This is a genomic window from Phycisphaerae bacterium (assembly GCA_017999985.1).
Taxonomy (GTDB): domain Bacteria; phylum Planctomycetota; class Phycisphaerae; order UBA1845; family Fen-1342; genus JAGNKU01.
The window spans coordinates 223,431-242,406 of sequence record JAGNKU010000001.1; the positions used below are offsets into that span (position 1 = coordinate 223,431).

Sequence of the window (18,976 nt, forward strand, 5' to 3'; positions counted from 1 at the left end):
CGCAGGACCGGCCGCGGCCACTGACGCTGGTCACACCGCCACTGCCGACACCCGCGTACTCGCGGGCGAGGTTTTTGTGCGCTGCGCTGCGCGGCGGCGACCGGCGGGTCACTCCGCTGGCGTGGGCGACGACGCGGCTGAATCCGCCTCCGCGATGGTCTCGATCACTTCCACGGCCGTTTGGGCCTGCGCCAGCCGGGCGCGCACGGCCGGGTCGCTGGCCACGCGGGCAATTCGGCCGAGCAGCAAGACTTGCAGATCCGGCTGCTCCGCGGGCGTGACCAGCAGGAAGACGAGTTGAATGGGCGCTGATGTGCGCGCGCTGAAGATGATCCCTTCCGTGGAGCGGCCGAACACCACAAGCGGGGCACGCAAGTTGGGGCAGCGCGCGTGGGGCAGCGCGACGCCGAAGCCAACATCCGTGGAGACCTCGTGTTCCCGCGCGATCGCGAGCGCCGCGATGTCGGCCCCCGCTGGCAGCTTGCTCGCCGCGATGGCCGCGGCGAGTTCTGCGATGGCGTGCTCCGCCGTCCGCGCCGCCAGGTCCAGCACCACGCCGCCGTGCGCGCAGGCGTCCCGCAGGCATACGCTAGGCTGGTGCGGGTACTCGTCCTCCATCCGTCCCACGACCTGCTCGAGGATGTCCTCGATCGTAATCAGCCCCACGGGTCGCCCGGCGTCCACCACGACGCACACGGTGGCGTTCTGGCGCTGCAGCTCGAGGAGCGTGGACTCGATGCTGGCTTCGGGTGCGACGGCGTGGAGCGGCCGCACGAGTCCGGCCCAGTCCGACGCCGTCAGCGCCTCCGCGACCAGGTCCTTCGTGAGCAGATAGCCGAGCGGAACGTCCGTCGCCGGATCCACCACCGGCCAGCGCGAGAAGTGCCGGCGGCTGACTTCGCGGAGCACGTCCTGGAGGCTGGCGGACCTGGACAAGCGGTGGACGCGCGTCCAGGGCACCATGATGCTGCGGACGGCCTGGGTGGCCAGGTTCGACACATTCTCGAGGATCAGCCGCAGCCGCAGGTCGCGCACGGACCGCTCGACGGTTTCGCGGCTCGCCCCCGTGTCGGCGAGCACCAGCCGGGCCAGCGCGATGGCGGCTTCACCTTCCTCGAACACGGCGGCCGTGGCTCCGGCTTGTTCGAGGTAGGCTCGCTCGCCGAGGTAATGCGCCCGGACGAAGATCCGCAGGTCGGGGTTCAGGAGGCGGGCGTGCGCGACCACGGTGACGCGCTCGCTGGAGTGCGGCGGGGTAAGCACGAGGTGCGACGCGTGGCGTACGCCGGCCTGCTCGAGGATGGCGTCGTGCGACGCGTCACCGAAGAGCGCCGTCCGGCCCTGCGCGGTGAGCTCGGCCACGGTGTCCATGTTGAGATCGATGACCACGGTCGGCAGGCCCGCTTCATGCAGCAGGTGGTCCACGGAGCGCCCGACCGGGCCGTAGCCCACAACAATCGCCCCGCGGTCGCCCGCGGCGCCGCGCTGGGCGATCGTCTGCCGGGCGGCGGCGTTCATCGACCGCAAGCGGCGCTCGGCCCGGCCGTTGAGCAGTTCCCACAGGCGCGGGCGGCGGCGCAGCCAGGCCTCCAGCGGCTCCAGCACGCGGAACACAAGCGGGGTCAGCGCGATCGAGATGATCGCGGCCGCCACCAGGACGCTACGGGTCTCCTCCAAGATGAGCTCATACTCGCGCGCCAGTCCCGCCAGAATGAACGAGAACTCGCCGATCTGCGCCAGGCCCAGCGCCACGGTCAGGGACATGCGCACCGAGTGGCCGAGCAGCGCCACGATCGCCATGGCCACCAACGGCTTCACGATCAGGATGATCCCGAGCGCAACGACAATCAAGTGTGGCTCGCGCGTGATGACCGCCGGCTCGAAGAGCATGCCCACCGACACGAAGAAGAGCACGGCAAAGGCGTCGCGCAGCGGCAGCGCCTCAGCAGCGGCCTGGTGGCTGACCGGCGACTGGGCCACGACCATCCCAGCCAGGAAGGCCCCCAACGCCATCGAAGCGCCAAAGAAATAGTACGCGCCGGCCGCAATCGCAATCGCGAAGACGAGGACAGTCAGCGTGAACAGCTCACGCGAGCGCAAGCGCGCCACCTGCACCAGCACCCACGGAATGGCGCGCGAGCCGCCGAGCAACACGAGCGCGACCAGTGCGGCGAGTTTCAGCAGCGCCAGGGCCAGCGCGGTCCACGGTCCCGCGGCCAAAGCATCCGCGCCCGCGGCGAACAGCGGGATCATGACCAGTACGACGACCGTGAAGACGTCCTCAACCAGCGACCAGCCGGCGGCCACGTGGCCCTGGGGCGAGTCAAGCACCTGCGCGTCCATCAGCACGCGCATCATCACCACGGTGCTGCCAACCGACAGCGCCAGGCCGATGACCACTCCGGACTTTAGTGGCACGCCGAAAGCCGCAAACACGACGATGCTCAGCAGCGCGACCACGCTGCTGCGCCCCAGCGCACCGGGCACGGCGATGGCCTTCATCGCCAGCAGGTCCTTCACGCGGAAATGGAGGCCGACGCCGAACATGAGCAGAATGACACCCACTTCCCCAAGCTGGTGCGCGATCTGCTGATCACTCACGAAGCCGGGCAGGGACGGCCCGATCAGGATCCCCGCCAGCAGGTAGCCGACGATCGGCGACAGTCTCAGACGTTGCGTAAGCAGGCCAAACAACCAAGCCGCGCTGAACGCCACCGCGACGGTCGTGATCAACGGAAGATCCTGCATGACGGCAGAATATGCGACCGGCGTCCGGGCAGGCTACCGCGGCGGGCGGAAATCTCGTGGGAAGTGAGCCCGGTCGACAGGCCGCCCATGCCGCGTCCGTGGCGCAGTCCGGGTGCGTTCCGCGCACAATGGCCGCGCCGCCTGCAACTCTGACGGCGAAGCGTTGGCTACGGCGTCGTCGTCAGCAGCGTCACGAACGGATTGATGTCGCCGAAGGATGGATAGGTGCCATCCTCATTGATGTCGCCGTTTTCCGCCGGACACCAGCGGTACACGGTCTGCCAGGCCGGGAAATTCGACAGGTATAAGACGAACGCGTTGATGTCGCCGAAGTTCACGGCCCCGTCGCAGTTCAGGTCGCCGATGACGACCGCCGGGTGTTTCAGGGCCAAGCTGTGCAGCTCGCCCCCGGCGACGGCCACGAAGTTGGTGTTCGGCGCCGGCGGGTTGCACTGGCCCTGCGCGTTGTAGCCCCACTCCACGACCGAGCCGTCGGCTTTCACGCCCAGACTGAACTCGGCACCGGCCGCGATGGCGATGAAGTCGTCATTGGGTGGCGGCACATTGCCCTGGCCGTAGTTGTTGCTGCCGAAAGCCGCAATCGAACCGTCAGCCCGCAGCCCGAGGCTGTGCCGCCAGCACGCCGCAATGGCCACGAAGTCGGCGTTGGGCGCGGGCACGGTGGTTTCGCCGTAGTTGTTCGAGCCCCACGCTGCAATCGTCCCGTCCGCCCGGAGGCCGAGACTGTGCGCGTAGCCTCCGGCGATGGCGACGTAGTTGTTGGGCCCCGGGACGTTGCACTGGCCAGCGTGATTCGCCCCCCAGGCCACGATCGAGCCATCGGACTTGAGTCCCAGGCTGTGGTTCGTTCCCGCGGCGACCGCCACGAAATCCGCGTTCGGTGCGGGAACGTTGCACTGGCCATTGGCGTTGTAGCCCCACGCCACGACCGTGCCGTCGCTCTTCACCGCGAGGCAGTGCGACCCACCCACCGCGCCCCCGATGAAGTCGGCATTGGGCGCCGGGACGTCGCATTGGCCACTCGCGTTGGACCCCCACATCGCGAGTGTGCCATCCGCCCGCAGCCCCATGCTCACGCACCAGAACGCGGAGATCGCGACGAATTCCGCATTGGGCGCGGGAACATTGCATTGACCCCATCCGTTGCTGCCCCACGCCACGATCTCGCCGTTCTGCGCCGCCGCTGGGGGCAATACGACCAACAGCGCCGCCAGCGCGAGACGCACACGTCCCCACCCGCCCAGTTTCGTCGTGATCCGACTGTCCACACCGCACGCCGTCCGCCCCGCGATACCCCGGTTGATATAGTCCATGACCTGTCCCCTTGTGCGCACGCCGTCAGGCAGCGCGTTTCAGTTCCGGCCGCGCGCCGGCACCCGACGGTGCAATCCGGCACACGGCACTGTTCTCCGTCTGCGTTCCCCGCGCGGACGATCAGCAATCGATTCGCGTGTAAAATGCCCCGAACCGCCGCCCCGGGAGCCCGGCGCCGGTTCCTCCAGGCCGGCGTGCACCGCGGGAGCCGCAAACACCGCCCCCAGTATACACCAATCAGGCAATTCAGGTGTCGCATTGCCCCCAAGAAGTCGGCGGGGGGGCGCCTACGGCTGATCGTTCATCGCCTCGGGCTTCACCTCGGTGCTGCCGGGCTGCGGCTGCGGCGGGCGGACTTTCAGCACCGGCGGCGTGATCGAGACCTGGTGGCCGGGCTCGACGCTGCGCGTCAGGAAGACGGAGCCGCCGATGATGCTGCCGTCGCCGAGGTGCGTCTCGCCACCGAGCACGATCGCGTTGGCGTAGATGGTGACGTGGTGGCCGACCGTCGGGTGGCGCTTGTAGCCGCGGATCAGCCGGCCGCGCTCGTCCTTGGGGAACGAGAGAGCGCCGAGCGTGACGCCTTGGTAGAGCTTCACATGCGCGCCGATGTCGGTCGTCTCGCCGATGACCACGCCGGTGCCGTGATCGATGAAGAACGACCGGCCGATGCGGGCGCCGGGGTGGATATCGATGCCTGTGAGGTAGTGGGCGTGCTCGGTCATGATGCGCGGCATGAGCGGAACGCCCATCTCGTAGAGCTCGTGGGCGTAGCGGAAGATGGTGATCGCCAGGATCGCGGGGTAGGCGAGGATGACCTCGGCGGTGCCGCTGGCGGCGGGGTCGCCGTCGTAGGCGGCCTGGACGTCGTCGGCGAGCATGGCCCGCACGTCGGGGATGCGCTCCATGAAGCGGCTGGCGAGCTCGGCGGCGCGCTCGCGGCAGGCCGGGCGGTCCTCGGGCCGCCGCGGACCGCAACACTCCTGCTCGTGGCAGAGACACTGCGTGATCTGGTCGGTGAGATGCTCCCAGAGGCGTGGGAGCAGCTCACCGACGTGGAAGCTGATGTTGTGCTGCGTCAGGCCCTTGCGGCCGATGTACCCGGGGTAGGTCAGCTCCAGCAGCAAATCGCAGATGGTGATGATGACTTCGCGCGCCGGGAGATACTCCCGGTCGATGTGCTGCGTGCGGGCATCGGAGACGTAGCTCTTCACGATGCGCGCCACCAGCCGCGGCAGGGCTTCGCCCAGGCGTCGCGAGTCCATCACTCCGCTCCTTACATGTGCGGCACGACGCGGCCACGGGCGTCGGTGCAACTGATCTCGACCTGGTCCAGGCTGAAATTCGGGTCGGGCCGAATCGAGACGATCCGCCGGTGCTTCGTCTCCAGCTCGTTGATCAGCGCCCGCTTGCGGTTCTGCAGCAGGTACGCCACCTCGGGCGAGACCGAGATCTCGACCATGCGGATCTGCTCGCGCGTCACCGCCAACTGGATCAGCCGCATGACGTCCAGCGTGACCGATTCGACCGTCTTCACCAGGCCGGTGCCGCGGCAGTGGCGGCAGTCGCGGTAGACGCTGCGGGTCAGGCTGGCCCGCTGCCGCTGGCGCGTCATTTCGATCAGGCCGAACGCGCTGGTGCGCAGGACCTTGGCCCGCTCCTTGTGCTGCTTCAGGTTCTCGATCAGCCGCCGCTCGATGTCGCGGCGGTGCGACTCCATCCGCATGTCGATGAAGTCACAGACCACGACGCCACCCAGGTCGCGCAGCCGCAGTTGGCGCGGGATCTCGTCGGCCGCCTCGATGTTGATCTTGTACGCGGTGGTCTCCGCGTCATCCTCGGTGCGGAACCGGCCGCTGTTCACGTCGATGGCGACGAGCGCCTCGGTCTGGTCGATCACCAGCGAGCCGCCGGACTTGAGCGGCACGTGCCGCGAGTGGAGCCGCTCCAGCTCGGCCTCGATCTTGTGCTTGTGGAAGATCGGCTCCGGGTCGGTGTAGAGCGTGATGATGTCCTGCGAACGCGGGCTGAAGATCGAGAGGAATTCGCGCGCCCGCGCCAGCACTTCCTCGTCATCCACCACGATTCGCTCGATGTCATTGGTGAACACGTCGCGGATCGTGCGGATCACCAGGTCGGATTCGCGGTACAGCTCGGCCGGCGCCGGCTCGCTTTCGATGCGCTTTTCCACGGCCCGCCAGAGCCGGGTCAAGTAGCCGAGATCGTTTTGCAGCTCTTTCTTGTTGCGGTCCATGGCCGCGGTGCGGGCGATGAAACCCATGCCCTCCGGCAGTTCCAGTTCGCCGAGGGCGTCGCGCAGCTTGTCGCGCGTGGCGTCGTCCTCGATGCGCCGCGATACGCCCAGCCGTCGCATGCCCGGCATCATCACCAGGAACCGGCCGGGAATGCTCAGGTAGGTCGAGAGCGTCGGGCCTTTCGTGCCAATGCCCTCCTTGGTCACCTGCACGAGCACTTCCTGCCCGCGCCGCAGGCAACGCTGGATGGGCGGACGGCTGCGCCGCGGCATCTTGCGCCCAACGTTTTCCGTGTGCCCGACCCCGTCGGGGAAATACTGGGGGTGCAGATCGGAAATGTGCAAAAAGCCGTTCTTGCCCTGGCCAAAATCGATGAACGCCGCCTGGATGCTCGGCTCGACGTTCGTCACCACGCCCTTGTAGATGTTGCCGACGTGGTTCTCCGCCGCCGCCCGCTCGAGGTAGATCTCCTCCAGGCGCCCGCCTTCCAGGATCGCGATGCGGCATTCCTCGCGCTGCACCGTGTTGATGATCATCTCGCGCGTGCCGGCGGCCGGCCGCACTGCCGGTGCAGCAGCCGGCGCCGCGGCCGCGCGGGCCTCGCCGTTCTCGCCACGCCCACCACGACGACCCCGCCGCCGGCGGCGCCGCGACTTGTCGCGCGCCGCCTCCTCCGTGGCGGCCTCGGGCAACGTCTCAGGCGCGAGCGCCTCGGCCAGCGCTGCGCCCGCCGGCTCCGCGCCCCGCTCCTCCGGCTCGGGCTCAACGATCTCAGGTTCCCCGGGCTCACCTTCCTCGATGTCGGCCTCTACGACCGCGACGTCCTCAAGCCAGGGCGCCGGGTTCTCCTCGGCAGCTTCAAACGCCGTCTCGGGATCGTAGTGCGTCTCGGCCGGCGTCTCGGGCTCCGCGTGCGCGGCAGCCTCCGCGCGCGGCGCGGGTCGTGCCGGCGGGGTGGCCAGCGTGGCCGCGCCGTTCGATTCGGCCGCAGGCGAAGCGTCGCCTGGCACCCGCCGCCGCTTCCGCCGACGGCGGCGCCGCTGGCTCCGCGTCAGGCCCGCGTCCTCCGCGGTGCCGGGCACAGCCATCGGCTCCGGTCGCGTGCGGACCGGAGGCGGCGCAGACACGGGCGGGACCGTTTCCTTCGGCTCGACGGGCCTGGGCTCCGCGACCGCCGGCGCCGGAGCCGGCTTGGGCGCGGGCGCTGGCTTCGGCGCCCGGGCGGTCGGCGCCGGCGGCGCCGCAGGGATCACGAACGGCGGCGGCGCAACGGGCGGAAAGCGAATCACGATCGCTTCGCCGGTCTGCTCCACCTCGGCCTGCGGGGAAAGCGGCTCGACGGTGTGGGCCGGCGCGGAGGCTTCCGCGATGACGGCAGCGGCACCTGCGTCTTTGCGGGGCGCTTTGGTCCTGCGCCCGCCGCGGCCCGCCGCGCGGCCGCGGGGCGGCCGGGCGGCGGTCGCTTCCGCCGGCTGCTCGGGGCCGGCCGTCAGTGTCTCGGTCGGGGGCGTGGTGACATCCGTCACAGGCTCAGTTTCGCCCGAGGGCTTACGGCTGGCGCGCTTGGTCTTGCGCTTCGGGCCGGCCGTCTTGGACGCGCCGGCGGTCTTCTTGCGAGGGGTCTTCTTCGTAGTCAAATCCAGTCCTTTCGTTGGCCGCGGGGCCAAATGCCGGCCCCGCCAGCTCCATGCTCCAGAGGACCGCGGCACGCCGGAACCGATGGTTGTAGGTTGCGGCGGCGAGTCCCAATTCCGTGATGACCTCCGCGGGCCGCGCGGTGCGCTGCGCTGCACAGCGCAGCTCCATTCGCAACCGGCCGCCCTCGGATTCGAGCTTGTTGATGTAAGGTCGAATGTCGACGGGCCGCGTCGGCTTGCCCGGGCCGTAGTCGCGGGCGACCGTCACGATCGGACGGGCCAGCAGCGCCGCAATGCGCGGCGCCAGCGGCTCCGCGTCCGCCGGATCCAGGTCGACCTCGAAGGCGACCTGCGTGGCGACGGGCATGCCGGCCGCGACCGGCGCCACGACCCGCAGCAGTCGGCAGCTGGTCGGCAACTGCCGCGTCAGGCTGGTGAACAGCTCGGCCGGCGGGCGCAGCGCGGACAACTCGACGAGCGCCAGTTGCCGCTCGGCCGCGATGCCCAAGTTGCGCGGCAGCGGCAGCACGAGGCGCGGGCGCGGGTTGAAGCCCTGCGAGTACGCCAGCGGCCAGCCTGCCCGCACCAGGGCCCGCGTCAGCAGGCGCAGCTCGTCGTGGTGCGCGAGGAAGCGCAAATCGCCGGCCAGGGCGAACTCCAGCGCCGCGCGCAGCCGGCCCGCGCCGCATGGGGCGGCCGCTGCGCCAGTCGTGGCCGAGGATTGCGCGACCATCAGAATTCGTCCTCCGGATCGATGGCACGGGTCTCGTCACGCAGGAAATTCAGCACCTGCCGGTCCGAGTCGAACCGGCTCACCTTGCGGGCAATCATCTGGCAGCGCTCGATGGTCGTGGCGCGGACGACGCGCTTGATGGCGGCGATGTCCTTGGGCGCCATCGACAGCCGCCGCAGGCCCAGCCCGAGCAGAAGTTGACAGTAGATGGGCGAGCCAGCCATCTCGCCGCAGATGTTCACCTGCACCTTGCGCCCGCGGGTGGCGCGCACCACCTGGTGAATGAGCTTCAGCACGGCAGGGTTGTGCGAGGAGAACAGGTGCGCGACGCGCTCGTTGCCGCGGTCCACCGCCAGCGTGTACTGCGTCAGGTCGTTGGTGCCCAAGCTCAAAAACGCCGCCTCGCGCACGAACGCGGACGCCAGCAGGGCCGCGGCGGGCGTCTCGACCATCATGCCGATCGGCAGGTCGCGGCGGTACGGGATGCCCTCTTCGTCCAGGTCCTCCATCACGTCGGCCAGCGTGGCCTTCGCCTGCCGCAGCTCCATGACGGTGGTGATCATCGGGAACATGATGCGGGCGTCGCCCACGACCGAGGCGCGCAGGATGGCCCGCAGGTGCGTCTTGAACAGGTCCAGGTGCAGCAGGCAGTAGCGCAGCGAGCGCAGGCCAAGCACGGGATTGTGCTCGTGCTGCGTCGCGAGCGTCGGGGCCATCTTGTCGGCGCCGAGGTCGATCGTGCGGATCACGACCGGCTTGCCGTCCACGGCCCGCAGCACCTCGCAGAACGCTTCGTACTGCTGCTCTTCGGTCGGGACGCGCGGGGTCGACAAGAAGAGCAGCTCGGTCCGGTACAGCCCGATGCCCTCGGCCCCATTGGCCATCGCCTCGTGCGCCTCTTCGGGCATCTCGATGTTCGCGAGCAACTGGATCGGCACGCCGTCACGCGTCACGCTCGGTTCGTCGCGCAGGCGGCGCAGCTTGTCCTCGTAGCGGCGATACTCGCGCTGCCGGACGGTGTAGCGCTCGACGGTCTCGCCGTCCGGGTTGGCGACGACGATGCCGTTCGTGCCGTCCACGACGACGGTCTCGCCGCCGGAGACGTCGGTCGTGATGTCGCTCAGGGCCACGACCGCGGGGATGCCGAGCATGCGGGCGATGATCGCGGTGTGGGACGCCGGCCCGCCGACGTTGATCGCGAACGCGAGGATGTGCCGGCGGTCGAAGGAGACGGCCTGCGAGGGCGTGATCTCGTTGGCCACGATGATGACCGGCTCGCTGAGGCGGGTCATGTCCTCGCGGGTGCGCCCGAGGATGTGTCGCAGCACGCGCCGCTCGATGTCGAACAGGTCGCGGACGCGCTCCTTCAGATACGGGTCGGCCACGTTGCGGAACAGGCGCTGGCGCTCGTTCATGACCTGGCCGAACGCGTACGCGGCCGTGTAATGGCGTTTCTCGATCAGCTCGACGACGCTCTCGCGCAGCTTGGGGTCGGCGATGAACTGCTCATGAAAGGTGAAGATGACCGCGGTCTTGTCCCCGAGTTTGCGCGCAGCCGCCATGCGCAACTCGCTGACCTCCTCACGCGAAGCCTCCAGGGCGGCGTCGAGGTTGCGAATCTGCCCGGCCAGTTGCGCGGGGTCGATCGTCCGGTGCGGGATGCGGTACTCTTCCGTGTCCAGTACCAACGCCGGACCGATCGCCACCCCGGGCGAGGCGTTGATGCCCTTTTTTGTGATCATGGGCCGCGGGTTCCGCGGCGTTGGCGGCCGCGCCGCAGCGCGTCCGCGTCATGCCGTTGTCCTCTGCTACATTTCGCCAAATCCGGATTCGACCAGCCGGATCAGTTCATCGAGCAACTGCTCCGCGTCGGCACCGTCGGCGACCACGCGGACCTTCGAGCCCTGCGTGGCCACCAGCATCAGCATCTCCATCGGGCTGCGCCCGTCCGCCGCGCGGTCGGCACAGTGCACCGTCACTCCGGCCTGGTAGCGCTGCGCAATGTCCACGAATTGCATGATGGGACGGAAGTGCAGGCCTTCCTTGTTCGGGATGACGGTTTCTCGCTCGACGGCCACGCGCGCGCCCATCCGTATCAGGGCCCTTCTGCTCCAAGTCGTTGCCAGTTACGCCACGGGCGCCTTCTCATCGGCCTCGTTCAGCAAGTCGTAAATCTTGTCCACCGCGTCCGACTGCCGCAGAAACTTGCGGAACTGCTCCTGCTGCAGGTGCCGAAAAATCAAATCCATCGCCCGCAGATGCTCTTCCGGCTGCTCCGCCGGACTGACGATCAGAAAAACACTGTACACCGGCTGACCGTCGAGCGAGCCGAAATCGATCCCCCGACTGCTCCGCCCGACCGAGGCCACGATCCGCGGCAACCCCTCGACCTTCACGTGCGGCACCGCCACGCCCTTGCCGAACCCCGTCGTCCCGCGCGTCCGCTCCCGCGTCACGATCGAACGCACGATGCCCTCGACCGCCGACTCCTCCAGCAGCTTCGCTTTCGCCAGCACTTCCACCAACTCGCGGATCACGCCATTCCGGTCCGAAGCCTCCAGCTCAGGGATGATCGATTTGCGGTCGATCAGGTCAAGCAACTTCATCGTTCTCATCTCCGGTCGGGGGCGGCCATACCTACTCCGGCGACTCACCGGCCGTCGCCCGCGGCGGGTGCTTGCGGTTACGGTGCTTCTCCTTGTAACGCCGCAGTTGCTCCTCAATCTTATCGATCAGAAGGTCGACCGCCGCGTACGCATCCGCGTGTTGCTCCGTCGCGACGAAGGGCTGCGCGCCGGCCGACCGGACAATCATCTCCACCGTGTGGGTACCGTCCTTGCCGTCCACAACGACTTCGATCGCCTGAATGCGGTCCAGGAAGCGCGGCAGACGCTCCGCCTTCTCCAGGCAGTAGGCCTTCAAGGCGTCGCTCACGCCCATGTGCCGGCCGCTCACGGTTACCTGCATGATGCCCTCTCCTGTGAAGCTCGCGGCCCATTGGCCGCGGCACGGGCCGCAAACCGCCCCGCACACCGACGGACCAGCGGTTTCGACAGACAGGCAATAGGCCATCCGCCTCCAGCCCGGGAACCACGACCCGCGCCGCAGGCTGCACCGCTAAGCCGCTGCCGTTCCGAGTTTTCCACAACCAGCTGCGGAATGTATCCGATCCCCCGCGCACGCGTCAAGCGACCCCCGCGCGGCCCGATTTCCTGCCCCGCAACCGCCCACAGACATCCCCGCACCTCACCCAGGTCAAGTCAGGCTTCGTGTCGACTCCCGGACGACCAGCGCGGGCGCGACCAAAATCTCCTGCGGAGCGTCCTGACGGGCTTTCGTCACCCGCTGGAGCGCGATGTCCATTGCCCGCTGCCCGATCTCCTCCGCGCCGTAGTCCACGGTGGTCAGGCTCGGGGTGATCCAGGCCCCGCACGACTCGTTGCCCTGCCCGATGACCGCGATGTCACGCCCCGCCATCCGCCCATGCGAGGCGCAGAGCATCATCAGCTCCACCGCCAGGCAGTCGTCGCTCGCCGCGATCGCCGTTACTTCTCCCAGGCGACTCGCGACGGCGTCCAGTCGGTTCGTCGCCCCACTCTCGCGTGGCGGAACCTCCACGGTGAGCGCCGCGGGTTCGATCCCGGACGCCCGGCAGACCTCCTGGAACCCGGCGCGGCGCAGCGCCGCCGTCGGCGAACCGGCCTGATCCACGTAGAGCACGCGCCGCGAATCGCCCCGCAATATGTGGCGGGCCACCAGCCGGCCAACCTCCATGTAGTCCGGTGACACCACGTCGCATGCCGCTCCGGGAATACGCCCCGCCGCAACCAGCGGGCGCTCGTTCATCTGGGCGCCGATCCGCTGCGCGAGATCCGCGCGCAGGGGCGTGCCGATCAGCACGCCGTCCACGCGCTCGTTCACCAGCGTCCGCAGGTGCTCGAGCGCGCTCTCGGGCTCGTGGCCGAGTTCGGACACGTGCACGGCGTAGCGCTCGCTGCGGGCGCGGACGATTACGCCGCGCAGGAAACCACCGGCCAGCCCGGCGCGCAGGTCGTCCACGAGCACGGCGACCGCGTAGCGGCGGCCGGTCGCGAGCGAGCGCGCCGCGTGGCTCGGCACATAGTTGAGCTGGCGGCACGCATCCAGTACCCGTTCCTTGGTCTGCTGGCTGATGTCGGGACGATCATTGAGCGCCCTGGACACGGTCCCACGCGACAATCCAGTGTGCTTGCTAATATCTTCGATTGTGATTTTGCTCATGGCCCTGCCCACCCGGTTCGGCTCCAGCGCGGACCTGAAGCCTCACCGTAGTCCCATTCACATGACGAGCTTCCGCACACGGTTATTGTACCGCCGGGCAGGGGGGGATCAATCATGAAACGCACAGTTTCCGTCCCGCTGCGCAGCGCATAATTTGCGCCCCGGGCGTCAGCCCTGGCGGCAACGCGGCGCTGTCGGGGGGGGCAGCCCGCTCCCAGCTAGTTCACGCCGAATAACTCCGAGAGCAGTTGCGGCGCGTCCTGCGTGCCAATCGGTTCCATGTCGCTCGTCGGGGCCAGATCTGCCTCGGTGAACTGGAGGGCCGCGGCGGCGACCTGATCCGCGGACACCGTCATGACGTCGTCGATGGCGCCTTGCGGCTGAATTGTCTCGTTCAGCCCGCACATCAGACCGATCTGATGCGCCGCCGCGTTGCCGATCGCCAGCCCGAGCTGGCCGTCGCCCAGCGCGGCGATGGCCGGCACGTCGAGCATGTCACCAACCGCGACGACCGCGTGCCCGCTCAGGGTCGCGTTCCGCGGATCAATGTAATTGGGCAGACCCCAGAACTGGAGGTCGTCCGTCGTGATCTGCTGATCACCGTCGCGGTCCGGGATCTCCGCGCCGAGCAACGCGCCGTTGACATCGAAATAGATCGTCAGCCGCGGATCGGTATTGCTGGGCGGTGGCGACGCGCTGACCACGAAGCCGTAATCGCCCAGCAGGTCCGCCACGCGGGCGATCACCGCCGTCCGCACCGTGTTGACCGACGCCGCGTTACGCCCCTCGATCGTGAACGCCGGGATCGTGAACACGTTCGAGCCGGCCACTGCGATGTTGCTCGCGCCCGCGAAATTCAGGTGGACGTATTGCTGCCGCGGCTCACTGCTGTCCGCGAACGCGCGCTGAATGCGCACGTCAACGCTGGGCGTGTCCGCGCCGCCCTTGCCGTCCAGCACGAAGTAGTAATTGCCGCTCAGGTGCCCGACGATCAGCTTCGTGTCGCTCGTGAACAGCACCCGCCCGGACTCGTACCAGGCGAACAGCTTCTCCTGCGTGTCGAGGATCATCACGCTGAAGCCGTAGTCCAGCCCGGCGGGGTTGGTACCGCTCAGCGGGTTCAAGCCCTCCGCGGCGTACGTGCGGCGGTATCCCGGCACACTCATGAGGGTCAGGTAGATGCGGTCCCCGACGTCGAGCTCGCCCAGATCGAAGATCTGCCGGTCCGAGCCCGCCGGCACAACCACGCTGGCCACCTCCTGCGTCACGCCCGTCGTCGCATCCGTGACGCTGCGCAGCGGGATTACCGGCGTAGTCGGCCCGATCGTGCTCGTGTACTCCGGGATCACGTGGACCCGCGTGCGGGAATAGGTGCGGACGGGGGTCGTGCGGTCGGTGGCGATCTCGACCCACAGGTAATACAGCCGCCCTTCCGCCCCGGTCGGCACACGCCGCAGATCCAGCCCGGTCGGCAGTGTCAGATTGAGATCGTTCCCGGTGCGCGGGTTGGTATCAAGCGGAAAATCGTTCTTCGCGGCCACGCCCAGCAGCAGCGTGCTGCCGTCCGGGGCGTAGGCGACAGCGGTGATCGGCGACGCGCAGGGCTTCAAAGCCGGCGCCGCCTCGCCCGTTGCCAGGTCCCAGATCAGGGCCGTGCGATCGTCGCTGCCGCTGAGCAACGCCTTGCCGTCGGGCGCGAACGCCACCGCCCGGACCGCGTCCGTGTGGCCGCTGAGCGTGGCGGTCTCGCTGCCCAGCGCCACGTCCCACAGCTTCACCTTCTTGTCGGCACTACCCGTCGCGATCACCGTGCCCGCAGGCGCGAACGCCACGGAAGTGACGGCGTCACTGTGCCCGGAGATCAGCACCCCGTTGCTGAACACCGGGGCGAATTCCTGCAGCTGATTGCCATTCACCGTGCTCCACAGCCGCGCCGTCGCGTCCGCGCTGCCGGTGAGCACCCGCTGCGGGTCCACCGGCGAGAACGCGACCGACGTCACCGGCGATCCGGCGTGGTCCAGTTGCAGCGCCTGCGTGGCATCGGCCGCGTTCCAGAGGATCGCGCTGCCGCTGTCGTCGCCGGCGAGCATCTGCGTGCCGTCCGCCGAGAACGCCACCGCGTTCACCGCCCCCACATGCCCGACAAATGGGCGGATCACGTCGTTCGAGTTCGTCTCGCGGAGCACCAGCGTCCCATCGCTGTACCCCACCGCGAACGTGGCCGCGTCGGGCGCGAAAGCCAGCGAACGCACACCCGCGCCGGTCCCGCCATAGCGCCGCAACAGCACGCCGCTGATCGTGTCATACAGCCGCACCACGCCGTCATCGCCGCCCACCAGCGCGCGGGTGCTGCCGGCGACGGGTGCGTAGACCGCGGCCCGCACGGCGCCCTGCTCCGCCTCCGGGTCCGTGGTCGGGTCGACGAGGCTCGCCAGCTCAGCCCGCGAATCGGCGGTGTACAGCACAACCTGCGCGGAGCAGGCGTCCCGGTCGCCATCCAGCCCGGCGCGCAGCGTGTACGGCACGCCCGGGGTGACCGAGTAGGCTGCATGCACCCAGAGCAGCGCGCTCGGCGAACACACGAGGTTGGCGATGTCCGCCGGCGGCGCGCGGAAGCTGATCGTCGGGCGCGGGATGCCGACTTCGATGATTTTGTCGGCGCTGCCGGTCACGCCCACGGCGTCCGTCACGGTCAATCGCACACGATAGGTGCCCGCGGTCGCGAAGGTGTGCGACACCGAGGCCAGCAGTTCCCGCGAGCCGTCGCCGAAGTCCCAACGATAGAGCAGCGTCTCCCCCTCGGCCGCATCGGGGTCGAACGAGGCCGAACCGTCGAACTCAAACGTCGCCGGGGCCGTCTCGGCCGTCGTCCGGTCCACCGCGATGATGGCGATCGGCCGTTCGGTCACGCTGATCACGATCGTCGTGGATGATGTCGCCCCGCGATCATCCGTGAGCGTCAACCGCACCGTGAAGATCCCGTTGCTCTGGAAGGTGTAGGTCGGGGAGATCTCCTGGCTGGTGCCGACGCCGTCGCCGAAGTCCCACTCCCGGCGGACGATGACGCCGTCGTCGGAACTGCCCGACGAGCTAAAGTAGACCTTCAGGGGCGCCACGCCCCGTTGCACGTCGCTCGTCAACACCGCCGTCGGCGGCAGGTTGAAAAGCGGAGATCCACCGCCACCCGTCCCATCGCTCAAGCACCCGGACGGGGTTGTCTGCATCAGGAGCAAGGGAGCTGCCAGCCCGAATAGAGTAATTGAGCGCGGCCGTCGCATGCGGAACTCCTCTGCAAATCACAATTCACTGCCTGTTCGTTCGTAGTATGGGGCCCTCAAGGAGTCGTATCAAGAGCCCGCCCGGGCGGGTATAATGGAGATGACCGCCCGTTTCAGGTCGGCCGGAGTGGAGATTGCCCGTGCGTTACCGTTTGTGCCTGTGCCTGCTCGGCGTCGCGAGCTGGGCGCTGCTGATGGGCGGCTGCCCGCGGCAGCCAGAGGAAGAGTCCGATACGGAGCCCACGCGTCCGGGCCGGGGCTCCACTACCGGCACCGGGCTGACACCCACCGGGACCGGGGGCTCCGGCGACGCCGGGACCGGGTCGTCCACCGTGGTTGTCGGGGGTGACACCGGCTCCGCAACGAGCACGCCGGATGCCCTGTCGGTCGAGTTTCCCGGCTGCACGGAGCCCGCCGAGGGCGCGTTCTGGCGATCGGAGGTCCTGCGGCTGGTCAATCAGGAGCGCGTTCGGCAGGGCCTGAATGCCGTCACCCTCAGCAGCACGCTCGAGGCCCAAGCCACGCAGTATGCGTGCGAAATGATCCACTACGACTTCTTCGGCCACGAGAACGACACGACCGGGTCGACACTCACCGATCGGGCCGCCGAGTTCGGGTACGATTACTGGATCATCGGGGAGAATCTCGCCGCCGGGCAGCCCTCGCCCGCCCAGGCCGTTGCCGACTGGTTGGCCAGCCCGTGTCATCGAGAGAACATTCTCAATCCGGCGTTCACCGAGCTCGGGGTGGGCGTGCGGGCCGGCGGCGACTACGGCATCTACTGGGTGCAGGAATTCGGTCGCCCGTTCACCGCGGATCCCTACGCCGGCGAGCCCTACCACGATCCTGAGTGCGATCACGACGACTAGCGATTATCGGACACCTCGTGTCATCATGCACCCGGGTGGCATAATCCCGCGTGTTCCACCCCTTCGCCGCGACTCGGCGCGGAACCAGTTGATCGCTCGCCGCCGCCCCCCCTATGAATGAGTGCGGACCCCACGCTCCCGCGTGTCGCCCGCAGCCCGAGGAGGCGGAAGAGATGTTCTTCATTTGGACACCCCAGAGAATCCGCATCGCGGTCTACTTCGTGGCCGCGTATCTTGCTCTGTGCTAGCCGGGCGTCGCCCGCGCTATCGCACGGAGACCTGCCGGTGCGGTCGCTGCAACATGCCGATCTGACGCCGTGGCTGGAGGTGCGCTTCGACCCCGCGCGCGGCCCCGGGGGCCAGCACGTGAACAAGGTCAGCACGCGCGCCACGCTGTGTTTTGATTTTCGCGCTTGCCCACTGCTCTCGCAGGCGCAGCGGGCGCGCATCGCGCAGCGCTGTGCCGCGCGCCTGACCCGCGATGGCCGCCTGCGGGTCGTCGCTCAACAGCAGCGCACCCAGTCCGCCAATCGCGCGCTGGCCGAGACACGCTTGCGGGAGCTGCTTGCCCAGGCCCTGCATGTGGCGCCGCCGCGCGTCCCGACCCGCCCCAGCCGCGGCGCCCAGCAGCGCCGCGTCACCACCAAGAAACGCCGCGGCGAAACCAAGCGGCAGCGCCGCGCGCCCGGCCCCGGCGACGATTAGCGCGCGGGCGTGTGTCGGAGGACGCCCTGATAGACCTTGAGCACGGCCTGCACCGTGGCCTGCGGATCGAGGTGCGCGCGGGCCCAGTCGGCCGCACTCTGCCCCAGCGCGCGCCGCGCCGGCTCATCCGCCCGCAGCTTCAGCAGGGCCGCCACGTAATCCTGCGCCGCGCTGCCCCGCACGAGCACGATGTGCCCATGCGCACCCGCGAGTTCCCGCAGCGCCGGGATGTCGCTGGCCACCACCGGCACGCCACAGGCCAGCGCTTCGAGCACGGCGTTGGGCATGCCCTCCGTGCGCGAGGGGCACAGGAAGGCGTCGGCCGCCGACAGGACCGCCCCGATGTCCGCCTGCCAGCCGAGCAAATGTACGACGCGCGCCGCGCTGCTCAAGCGCAGCGACCGCTCCAGGTTTGCGCGCTCCGGGCCCTCCCCCGCCAGCAGGAACCGCACGGGCACGGTCGTCATGATCTCGGCACAGGAGACGATCAGACCCAAGCGCTTCACCGGGTCGAGCCGGCCCACCCACGCGACCACGAACTCGTGCGCCGGGATGCCCAGTGCCGCGCGCGCCGCGGCCCGCTCCACGCGCCGCGGCCATGGGTCCAGCGACGGCGGCACAATGTGCACGCGTCGCCGCGGCACGCCGAACACGCGGATCACATGTTCCGCGACGGCGTGACTGTTGACGATGTGCGCGCGGTCGAGGCCGGCGGTGGCGCGTTCCAGCGCCCGGTGCCAGGGGCGCTCGACCTCGATCGTCGCGGTGGCGCCGACGACCGGGATGTGCTGCACGCCGCCGACGATGCGCGCCGCGACGTTGGCGTGCAGCAGCGTCGCGTGAATCAGGTCGGGTTGCACGCGGCGCATGTGCTGCGACAGACGCTTGAGCGCCAGGAAGTCACGCGCATCTTCCGCGTCGCAGGCAAACGTCGCCAGCCCGGCCGCTGTCAGCTCGCTGCTGAGCGGCCCGCGCGGGGCAAGGCAACCGGCGTGCACCTCGACCCCCGCGGCCGACAACCCGCGCGCCAGCCGCACCAGGCGCAGCGGCGTGCCGCCGCGCTCGAGGTCGGTCACCAGCAACGCCACGCGCATCAGGCCGGCCCCCTGTGGCGCGCGCCGCCGCCGGCCTCTTGGCAGGCTTGACGCCGCGAATA

Annotated in this window: 14 protein-coding genes; 2 read left to right on the top strand and 12 right to left on the bottom strand. The window is 69.0% G+C overall.

All coding sequences use genetic code 11. The features are described from left to right. Positions 1-108: 108 nt before the first annotated feature. The 11 genes from KA383_00835 to KA383_00885 form a co-directional block, all read right to left on the bottom strand. Positions 109-2,733 (bottom strand): cation:proton antiporter, encoded by a 2,625-nt coding sequence (locus tag KA383_00835; GenBank protein ID MBP7744645.1) that lies wholly within the window; start codon positions 2,731-2,733, stop codon positions 109-111. Between the two features lie 182 nt (positions 2,734-2,915). After that, positions 2,916-4,082 carry a hypothetical protein gene (locus KA383_00840; protein ID MBP7744646.1) on the bottom strand — a complete coding sequence of 389 codons (1,167 nt, stop codon included), beginning with the start codon at positions 4,080-4,082 and terminating at the stop codon, positions 2,916-2,918. Between the two features lie 288 nt (positions 4,083-4,370). Continuing rightward, positions 4,371-5,348, bottom strand: coding sequence for a serine acetyltransferase (locus KA383_00845; GenBank protein ID MBP7744647.1), 978 nt, complete (start codon positions 5,346-5,348; stop codon positions 4,371-4,373). Between the two features lie 11 nt (positions 5,349-5,359). Beyond that, positions 5,360-6,874, bottom strand: a complete 1,515-nt coding sequence (locus KA383_00850) for an Rne/Rng family ribonuclease (protein ID MBP7744648.1) — start codon at positions 6,872-6,874, stop codon at positions 5,360-5,362. A gap of 1,012 nt (positions 6,875-7,886) precedes the next feature. Continuing rightward, positions 7,887-8,708, bottom strand: coding sequence for a TIGR03936 family radical SAM-associated protein (locus KA383_00855; GenBank protein ID MBP7744649.1), 822 nt, complete (start codon positions 8,706-8,708; stop codon positions 7,887-7,889). Then, positions 8,708-10,450, bottom strand: a complete 1,743-nt coding sequence (gene ptsP / locus KA383_00860) for a phosphoenolpyruvate--protein phosphotransferase (GenBank protein MBP7744650.1) — start codon at positions 10,448-10,450, stop codon at positions 8,708-8,710. Before ptsP ends, KA383_00855 begins: the two co-directional genes overlap by 1 nt. 66 nt (positions 10,451-10,516) lie before the next feature. Further along, positions 10,517-10,786, bottom strand: a complete 270-nt coding sequence (locus KA383_00865; GenBank protein ID MBP7744651.1) for an HPr family phosphocarrier protein — start codon at positions 10,784-10,786, stop codon at positions 10,517-10,519. 48 nt (positions 10,787-10,834) lie between these two features. Beyond that, the gene (locus tag KA383_00870; protein ID MBP7744652.1) at positions 10,835-11,314 is read right to left on the bottom strand and encodes a PTS sugar transporter subunit IIA; all 480 of its coding nucleotides are present in this window, start codon (positions 11,312-11,314) and stop codon (positions 10,835-10,837) included. Positions 11,315-11,345: 31 nt separating this feature from the next. Then, positions 11,346-11,675 (bottom strand): ribosome-associated translation inhibitor RaiA, encoded by a 330-nt coding sequence (raiA, locus tag KA383_00875; GenBank protein ID MBP7744653.1) that lies wholly within the window; start codon positions 11,673-11,675, stop codon positions 11,346-11,348. Positions 11,676-11,963: 288 nt separating this feature from the next. Beyond that, positions 11,964-12,968: a LacI family DNA-binding transcriptional regulator gene (locus KA383_00880; GenBank protein ID MBP7744654.1), complete on the bottom strand. Its 1,005-nt coding sequence runs from the start codon at positions 12,966-12,968 to the stop codon at positions 11,964-11,966. A 218-nt stretch (positions 12,969-13,186) separates the two neighbouring features. Beyond that, entirely contained in the window at positions 13,187-16,246 is a 3,060-nt protein-coding gene (locus KA383_00885) for a PKD domain-containing protein (GenBank protein MBP7744655.1), read from the bottom strand. Positions 16,247-16,386: 140 nt separating this feature from the next. Between KA383_00885 and KA383_00890 the strand changes: the two genes are divergently transcribed. Together KA383_00890 and arfB are read left to right on the top strand one after the other, a co-directional pair. Beyond that, positions 16,387-17,115 carry a CAP domain-containing protein gene (locus tag KA383_00890; protein MBP7744656.1) on the top strand — a complete coding sequence of 243 codons (729 nt, stop codon included), beginning with the start codon at positions 16,387-16,389 and terminating at the stop codon, positions 17,113-17,115. A gap of 117 nt (positions 17,116-17,232) precedes the next feature. Continuing rightward, positions 17,233-17,820 carry an aminoacyl-tRNA hydrolase gene (gene arfB, locus KA383_00895; protein ID MBP7744657.1) on the top strand — a complete coding sequence of 196 codons (588 nt, stop codon included), beginning with the start codon at positions 17,233-17,235 and terminating at the stop codon, positions 17,818-17,820. On the opposite strand, the gene KA383_00900 is transcribed toward arfB, so the two are convergent. Then, positions 17,817-18,914, bottom strand: a complete 1,098-nt coding sequence (locus tag KA383_00900; GenBank protein ID MBP7744658.1) for a glycosyltransferase — start codon at positions 18,912-18,914, stop codon at positions 17,817-17,819. The genes arfB and KA383_00900 overlap by 4 nt on opposite strands. Between the last annotated feature and the right edge of the window lie 62 nt (positions 18,915-18,976).